An 8206-nucleotide genomic window follows, 5' to 3' on the forward strand; every position below is an offset into this window, starting at 1 on the left:
TGATGATCAGTTGAGCACACGAACGGCGCTGCACCTGGGGAGGCGCAGCGCCGATGTCCTTCGAGGCCAACCGCTGGGCCAGCCGGTGGCGTGCAATGCTCCGCGGCGCTTGTCCGCGGCCGGCCGTCTTCTTCGCGGCGGTGACAGCGGTCCGCTTCCCGCCGGTTTCCTCGGTTGTGCAGCTCAGGCTGTCGGCCGGCTGTGCATTGGCACGACGACCGGCGATCCGGTGGCCATCTCGCCGAGCCGGAAGAACTTGACCTGGCCCACGTTGTGCGTGTGCTCCAGCCACCCGGCTGCTTCCAGTTCACGGCGCGCGCGGCTGAAGTGCTCCTGTCGAAGGCAGCGAGGCGTGGCCAATGCCCGTTGTGGTGGATGTGGCCTCCGCAGGAGGTTTCGCACACACCTGCCCGGTGGGGGCTGACAGTCTGGGGCTGATGTTCCATCAGCAGCCTGTGATCGCTCGCGAATCGGGTCACCCACACGTAGGGCACGCTTGGTCGGCGCCAGGTCATCGACCGTCGCTTCGATGGCATCACGAACACGTGGACTGAGCCGGGCCGCTGTACCGCTCGATACACCGTCGACAGCGATGCCCGCCGGTAGTGCTCAAACGATGTCGCCTGCGAGGATCCCTCGGTGCGCGACGGCTGAAGGCCCGGCCTGCGGAACATCGTCGACAGATGGCTGATCATCATCTCGTGCGGCCGTCGCCGATCCGTCACAGTGGCGCGATGGACTCAGGAATCGCCGCTGTTCTCGGCGCCACGGTTGGAGCCCTCGGCACCGGGGCGACGGGTCTCGCAGCGGCTCTGCCGGGTCGCAGCACGGCTCGCCATCAGGTCAGGGCCGAGAACATGCGAGCCCTGCGGGAGTCGCGCAGGGCCACCTATCTCGCCTTCGCCGAGGAGCATGAGCGCTACCTGGACCTGCTGTCCACCACGCTGATCCCGCTCTCTCGCATCGAGCGTTCTCCGAGCCAGCGCGAGGAGTGGATCGAGAAGGCGCACAAGCGCTGGAATCAGGCGCTGAAATACCGGCAGAACGAGATCCAGAAGATTCGTGCCATCCTCTACCTGGACGCCACCCGCCCGGTAGCCGAGGCCGCGCTTGGGGTGACAATGAGGTTTGCCCTTCTCAGTAATGCGACCCGCCGCACCATCGAGGGCCCTCAAGGGCCAGGGTTTAGACACCGGCCCCATCACGCCGCCACGGCCGGGCTACATCGACCGCCTGACGGAAGACGGGCTGGACCCGGAGACGCCCGCATGACGCACATGCCCGCACGCTACGCCTTGGTCGACACCGAGCTGGGCGGCCAGCGGATCATCCGCGGCGAGCCATTGATCCTGGTACTGGCTGCGGCGAACACCGATCCGCGGATCCACACCAACGACCCGGAGCGGGAGATCGGCAACCGGTCCCACCTCGGGTTCAGCGCGGGCCCGCATCAGTGCCCGGCCCGTACTCCCGCCCGCCTGATCGCCCGCGTCGCTGTCGAACAGGCCCTGCATGGCCTGCCACGGATCACACTCGGTGTCCCCGCCGACGCAGTGACGTCCAGCCCCTCTCCCTGGATGCGTCACCTGGAATCCCTGCCCGTGACGTTCGCCCCGGCCGGCAACACCGCCCCCGACTCTTCCGTCCGATAGCCCAGTCCGCCCGCTCTCGCACCGTGTACCGGAGGTAGATCATGACGGCACCACAACGCACCACTCAGCACGTTCCCGTCCTGCGCCTGGACCCGACCGGCGCGGACCACCAGGGCGAAGCCGCACGGCTGCGAGAGCTCGGCCCGGTCGTGAAGGTGATCCTTCCCGGCGACGTGGAAGCATGGGTCGTCACCACACACCAGCTGCTGACGGAGCTGGTGAACGACCCCCGGGTCAGCAAGGACTGGCACCGGTGGACGGACATCCGCACCAACCGGATTCCCGAGGACTGGCCGCTGACCGGAATGGTCAAGATCACCAACATGGTGACGGCCGACGGCGACGACCACCGCCGCCTGCGCCGCGTCGTCACCCAGGTCCTCACCCCCGAACGTTTCCGGGCCATGCGCCCGCGCATCACCGAACTCGCCCGCCGCCTCGTCCAGGCGCTGCCCGAGCGCACCGGCCCGGACGGCTCGGTCGACCTGCGTGAACACCTGGCCTACCCGCTGCCGATGACCGTCATCTGCGACGCCATCGGAGTCCCCGGACCGCTCCGGCCCCAGATTCGGCGCCTGGTCCGGTCCATCTTCGACTCCACCGCACAGCCCGAGGAAGTCCTCTCGACACAACGCCTCATCTACGAACTCCTCGACAAGGTCGTCGCGCACAAACGCCGCACACCGGGCGACGATCTCACCAGCAACCTGATCGCCGTCCAGAGGGACAACCCCGACCTCCTCAGCGACACAGAGCTGACTGGCACCCTCTGGCTGATGATCTCCGCCGGCCACGAAACCACCCTCAGCCTCATCACCAACGCACAGCGCGCCCTGCTCACCCACCCCGACCAACTCGACCTGGCGCTGAGCACCGGCCCGTCCGTCTGGCCGGTCGTCGTGGAGGAAACCCTGCGCTGGGACGCCCCCATCGGCAACTTCCTCGCCCGCTACCCCCGCGAGGACCTGCACATAGGCGGCGTCACCATACCCGCCGGCGACGCCGTCCTCGCCCCCTACAGCGCGGCTGGCCGCGACACCGCCCAGCACGGCCAGGACGCCCACCGGTTCGACATCACCCGCGACCAGGCCCGGCACCTGGCCTTCGGCGGCGGCCCCCACGTCTGCCTCGGCGCGCCCCTGGCACGCATGGAAGCCGCGATCGCTCTCGAAGCACTGTTCAGCGAGTACCCCGGTCTCTCCCTCGCCACCAACCCCGAATCGCTCGTGCCCGTGCCGTCCCTGATCTCCAACTCCGTCCAGGCCCTCCCCGCCTACCTGAACCACCACCGCCCCAACACCACGGCCACCGACACATGCCCTCAAGGAGCCCGGCAGTGAACGCCCCCGCACCCGCCATCGACGTGGACAGCCCGGCCGAAGGCACCGCACCGTCGACCGCGCGGATCACGCACTGGCTGCTCGGCGGGGAACGCCACCACCAGCCCGCCGACCGCCGCCTGGGCATTCGCGTGCTCAACGCAGCCCCCTGGACCGAAGCGGCTCTTGAGAAGCCGTATCTCAACCGATCTTGGAACGTGCGGTTCGAACAGGGTTCCTGGTCGGGTGATCTTCCGGTCGTACGCGCATGAAGGCAGGGCCTCCTGGTAGCTCGGGGGTGCGACCCCACTCCGAGCGGATCCCGGAGGCCCTGTTGTCGTTGTTGTACGCGCCCGCGCCCGTTGACTTCAACTCGCCCGCCGTTTCGTGCGATTGCCTCGCGCACGTGTACGGCAACGCGGCCGATCATCCCGATCGGGTGCGCCGGTATCCGTCGGACATGACGGACGCGGAGTGGACGGCCGTGCGGCCGTTGCTGCCGGTGCCGGCCTGGCTCCAGGGCCGAGGCGGGCAGCCGGAAGGCTACTGCCACCGTCAGATGCTGGACGCGATCCGCTACCTGGTCGCGGGCGGGATCTCCTGGCGGGCGATGCCCGCGGACTTCCCCGGCTGGGGCCGGGTCTACGCCTTCTTCCACCGCTGGCGCGAGCACGGGCTGATCAACGAGTTCCACGACCGGCTGCGCGGGAAGGTCCGTGAAAGCGAAGGCCGCGAGGCCGAGCCCACGGCGGGGATCATCGACGCCCAGTCGGTGCGGGCCGCAGCGACAGTGCCGGCCGACTCACGAGGTTACGACGGCGGAAAGAAGGTGCCGGGCCGTAAACGGCACATCGTGACCGACACGCTCGGCCTGCTCCTGGTCGTCGCGGTCACCGCCGCGAACATCGGCGACCGGGACGCCGCGGCGGGACTGCTGGCCCGGCTCCGTCGCCTGCACCGCGACATCACCCTCGTCTGGGCCGACGGCGGCTACACCGGCTCCCTCGGCGACTGGTGCCGGGACAAACTCGCCCTGACCTTGGAGATCGTCAAGCGCACTGACGACATGACGGGGTTCGTGGTGCTCCCCAGACGCTGGGTGGCAGAGCGCACGTTCGCGTGGTTGACGAACTCCCGCCGTCTGGCCCGGGACCACGAGACGTTGTCGGCCAGCAGCGAGGCGGTGATCCGGTGGTCGATGGTCACACGGATGAGTCGGCGTCCGGCACGGCCGCAAGCCGCCGGCCGGCACTGAACATCCCCGACGCTTCCAGGAGGAGCCACCCGCGTTCCGCCAGGCGCCTGGCCTTCGAGCGCACCCCCTCGACCTTCGCCGGCGTCGTCCCAAGGCCCAGCTCCGCCGCGATCTCCTTGGCCTTCACCGGTCCCTCGCCCGCGGACCGCCGCTTCTCCAACATACCCACAATCCGCTGGTAGTCGGGCGCGAGCACGGTCACCGGCAGCCCGTCCCGCCAGGGCGGCACCACCGACCCCGGCACCGGCGAGGGCACCGTTTCCCGCTCCGCCCCGGTCACGGCAGTCGTCTCGGCGGCGGACACGGCCAGGGCCTCGACCAGCTCCTCCTGCGCGATCACCCGCCGGTCCAGCTCGATCTCCGCGGCCTCCAGCACCTCAGCCAACCGCGCGGCTTCCTCCCGCAGCCCCTCCACCCGCACCCGGGCAATCGCCTCCCGCTCCTCCAGCATTCCCAGCACCGACGCCACCGCGCACCCCTCGGTCATGAAGCGGACACAAGACGCCGCATGCCTCCCTCACTCCGAGCGAAACCATGCCTGACCAGCAGAAATCAAGGGATCACGTTCGGTTGAGATACAGCTTCTGAAGCCCGGCTTGCTTGGAGCAGGTCCGGTCGTTCGCAGGTAGCCGGCCGGTGGCCAGGTACTGGTTGACCTTGTTGTCGACGCATGCGTTCTCGTACAGTCCGTAGATCGCGTGCCGGTTCGCACCCTTGAGAGTGATCAGCTTGGAGCTCGGCAACAAGCCGTGCAGGGCAACGGCACCCTTGTGGGCGGTGCGGGTGTCGCCGGTGGCGGACACGATCAGCGCCTTGGTGTCGTGCTTCACCCGGGTGGGCTTCTCGCGGGGCCGGTCCCAGAAGGCGCACGGGCCGATGTTGTTGGCCAGCGCGCCGAAGCGCGGGTACGCGGCGCGGCTGCGCTCGATGGCCCGCCAGTAGACCTCGGGGTCGCGCGGGGCCGCCACGTCCCCGCAGATGACCGCAGACTGCACACTGCCGTGGTGTGACTGCTCGCCGGTCAGTGCGAACCGCAGCAGCCCGGCGAACTGCGGTGACAGCCGGGTCGGCTGCCCGGCCACGGCCTCGTTCAGCACGGACACCTGCTCGCCGAGGGCCGCGCGGGACGCGTCGGTGTCGCTGTCGAGGCCGGCGAGCAGAAGGAACGGGGTCTGGGTGTCGTCAAGTTGGAAGGCATCCGGGGCGCTGCCGACGGTCAGCGGTGCGCGCGCGGATGCCCTGATGACGCGGTCGATGGTGGCAAGGACCTGGGCGCGGGTGCGGCCGAGGCCGTAGGTGTCATTGCGGGCGGCAGCCCAAGAGGCCCAGTCGGCGAGCGCCTGCTCGTTCTCACCGACGACCTCCCGGAGCAGCCGGGGGCCGAACTTGTGTGGGTCGATGGCGCCGTCCAGGACCATGCGGTCGGTGCGGCCGGGGAACATCTGGGTGTAGACGGTGCCCAGGTAGGTGCCGTACGAGTAGCCGAAGTAGGAGATTTTCTTCTCGTCGAGCGTGCCGCGGATGACGTCCATGTCGCGGGCCGTGTTGCGGGTGGTGACGTGCGGCAGCACGGAGGCGTTGGTGGCCCGGCACTTGTCGGCCAGGTCCTTCTGGAGGGCGACCTGGCGCTCGAAGCTCGCCCGGCTGTGGCCGGCCGAGAAGAGATTGGTGCCGACGGGCAGACCGCAGTCCAGCGGGGTGCTGCGGCCGACGAAGCGCGGGTCGAAGCCGACGATGTCGTAACGCGGGCCGACCTTCTTCATCCACGCGTGGAATTCCGGCGGGGATTCGAGGGCGGTGCCGCCGGGGCCGCCGTTGTTGAGCAGGATCGAGCCGATGCGGTGGCGGGTGTCAGTGGCCTTGAGCCGGGATATCGCGACGGTGATCGTACGGCCCCGGGGGTCGGCGTAGTCAAGCGGCACAGTGACGTCCGCGCACTGCACGCCGGCCTTGTCCAGATCACGGCCCATGGTGTCGCCCGAGCTCTTGGCGCAACTGCCCCAGCCCAGGCGCTGATCGTAATAATGGTCGAGCCGGTCTTCGGACTTCGACATGGTGGGGGCCGGCGCGGCCGCGGCGGTGGGGACCGCGCTGAGGCAGGCGGTGAGGGCGAGGCCCACGGCAGAGGTGCGGCGCACGACGGGGCTGGAGGTGATCACGAAGCTTCCTTGGGGCGCTGGGTGTTGTGGTCGGAAGTGCCAGTCGTATGCGCTGCGTCCGCCGTGGGTACGGCAACCGCCACCACGCCCGACGGGACAGCCGACACCGCTGCAGACCGGGCCGGTCGGTGCCCGTCGAATGGGGATCTCTTTGCCCCGTTCCGTATATGTTTCACACCGTAGACGCTATGCGCAGCAGTAGCCCCACTCACTACGGCTGTCCCCCCAATCCCGGTGCGGCCATCCCCAGTAACGGATCGTCCACGGCCCTGCATTGAGACTGTGACAACAGCTCAACACCCCGGCGGGCGTTGTCAACTTGTTGGTGTGCGGTTACTTGAGGGTGTGCGGGGGTGTGCTGGGCTTGGTTTCCGCCTCTGGTTCAGGCCTCGGTGGGCGTGGCGGTAGTGCCAGTGATCTCGTTCCGGGTTCCGAAGCGGTGGCGCATCTCGGTGCGGTGGCCGGTGGCGGTCATCCGGTGGCGGCGGGGCCGGAAGTGCGGTGAGGTCTGGCTGGACGCGGACAGGAACTTCTGGGTTCTGCCGACTGTGCGGAAGCCCTTCGTCGCGCGTTCGCGTTGCCTCGTCGGCTGATGGGAGTTCTCCGCACGGTTGTTCAGGTCCTTGTGGGAACGGTGATCGGCCGAGGACATCAACTCTCTGTGGGCGACGCCGTGGGAGCGGAGCTTGTCGGTGACCAGCACTCTGGGTGTTCTGTACTGCTTTCTTCATCAGCTTGGCCATGAACTGCTTCGCGGCCTTCGCGTCCCTGTTGGACTGCAGCAGGATGTCGAGGACAGTGCTGTCCTGGTCCACGGCCCGCCACAGGTAGTGCTGCACGCCGTTGATCTTCAGGAGCACCTCGTCCAGGTGCCACTTGTCGCGGGCCTGGGGCCGGCGGCGGTGCAGGGCGGCCGCGTAGCGGGGGCCGAACCGGTCGCACCACCGGCGGATCGCCTCATGGGAGACGGTGATCCCGCGTGCCAGGAGCAGCTCATCGACTTCGCGGAAGGAGAGCAGGAAGCGGTGGCACGGCCATACTGCGTGGGAGATGACCTCCGCCGGGAACCGGAACCCCTTGTACAACGGCCCTTCCCCGGCGCCCTCCACCACCAGCTCCTCCCGAACGATCAACAAACCCGGCTACCATTCCAGCCCGGAGACCACTCACTCAACTTGACAGTGCCCTCGCCAAGACTTGGCTCCAGCAATAGCTCACGGCGGCCGCGATCAACCTCGCTCGCCTCGATGGCTGGATACGGACATACGCAGGGCCCACATCCGGACCTCCCACCTGGCAGCGCTTCGTCCCGCCGGATGAACTCCGACAGGACGAAGTGATTGAGGCCTGAATTCGCCAACAGCCTCCACAATTCGCCAACAGCCTCCACGAGGCCCCGGGCCCTGTCGTGCAGTGAAGGTCTATGACGCTGAACTGTCGGTGGGTGTCGCGGGTGGAGTCCGACGTCGGCGGAGAACCATCAGGATGGCCGCAGCCCAGAGCAGCGCTCCCAGCGCCGCGCCCCCCGCACCCACCGTTCTGGCGGTCTCCCATGCCGTGCTCTCCACAAGCCGGCATCCCGGGGCACATTCCCACGTTTGGGCACCATCCGCCCTCGCAACCCCAAGAGTGGCCAACCCGAGTAGGAACAGGGCGATGCCGGACCAGAACATCCAGCGGGCGGCTGCCTCATACCCGCGCGAGTGAGTGTCGACCATGCGACCACAGTCCCAGCCGCCCGGTCAGCAGGCAACGGTACGAGATACGGCAGGACCCAACTTTCCCGTCGGCACTGTCATGTTGGCTGATCGGGTGAAATGA

6 protein-coding genes and 1 pseudogene are annotated in these 8206 nt (G+C 68.4%); 4 read left to right on the forward strand and 3 right to left on the reverse strand.

All coding sequences use genetic code 11. The annotated features are described in order from the left end of the window. Positions 1-683: 683 nt before the first annotated feature. The 4 genes from EES42_RS30980 to EES42_RS30990 all read left to right on the forward strand — a co-directional run bounded on the left by EES42_RS30980 (position 684) and on the right by EES42_RS30990 (position 4226). A complete protein-coding gene (locus tag EES42_RS30980; RefSeq protein ID WP_124721632.1) occupies positions 684-1652 on the forward strand; it encodes a cytochrome P450 family protein in 969 nt (322 codons plus the stop codon). A gap of 41 nt (positions 1653-1693) precedes the next feature. Continuing rightward, positions 1694-2992 (forward strand): cytochrome P450 family protein, encoded by a 1299-nt coding sequence (locus tag EES42_RS30985; protein ID WP_124721633.1) that lies wholly within the window; start codon positions 1694-1696, stop codon positions 2990-2992. Next, positions 2989-3243: a hypothetical protein gene (locus EES42_RS45010; RefSeq protein ID WP_164495391.1), complete on the forward strand. Its 255-nt coding sequence runs from the start codon at positions 2989-2991 to the stop codon at positions 3241-3243. The genes EES42_RS30985 and EES42_RS45010 overlap by 4 nt, the downstream gene beginning before the upstream one ends. Before the next feature lie 188 nt (positions 3244-3431). Further along, a complete protein-coding gene (locus EES42_RS30990) occupies positions 3432-4226 on the forward strand; it encodes an IS5 family transposase (protein WP_124721634.1) in 795 nt (264 codons plus the stop codon). On the opposite strand, the gene EES42_RS30995 is transcribed toward EES42_RS30990, so the two are convergent. The 3 genes and pseudogenes from EES42_RS30995 to EES42_RS31005 all read right to left on the reverse strand — a co-directional run bounded on the left by EES42_RS30995 (position 4174) and on the right by EES42_RS31005 (position 7494). Further along, complete coding sequence (locus tag EES42_RS30995; RefSeq protein ID WP_124721635.1) at positions 4174-4713, reverse strand: hypothetical protein; 540 nt, start codon at positions 4711-4713, stop codon at positions 4174-4176. The genes EES42_RS30990 and EES42_RS30995 overlap by 53 nt on opposite strands. A 73-nt stretch (positions 4714-4786) precedes the next feature. Further along, the gene (locus EES42_RS31000; protein WP_241196697.1) at positions 4787-6385 is read right to left on the reverse strand and encodes an alpha/beta fold hydrolase; all 1599 of its coding nucleotides are present in this window, start codon (positions 6383-6385) and stop codon (positions 4787-4789) included. Positions 6386-6767: 382 nt separating this feature from the next. Next, positions 6768-7494: pseudogene (locus EES42_RS31005) on the reverse strand (IS6 family transposase). Positions 7495-8206 lie beyond the last annotated feature (712 nt).

It is taken from the genome of Streptomyces sp. ADI95-17 (assembly GCF_003846175.1).
Taxonomy (GTDB): Bacteria; Actinomycetota; Actinomycetes; order Streptomycetales; family Streptomycetaceae; genus Streptomyces; species Streptomyces sanglieri.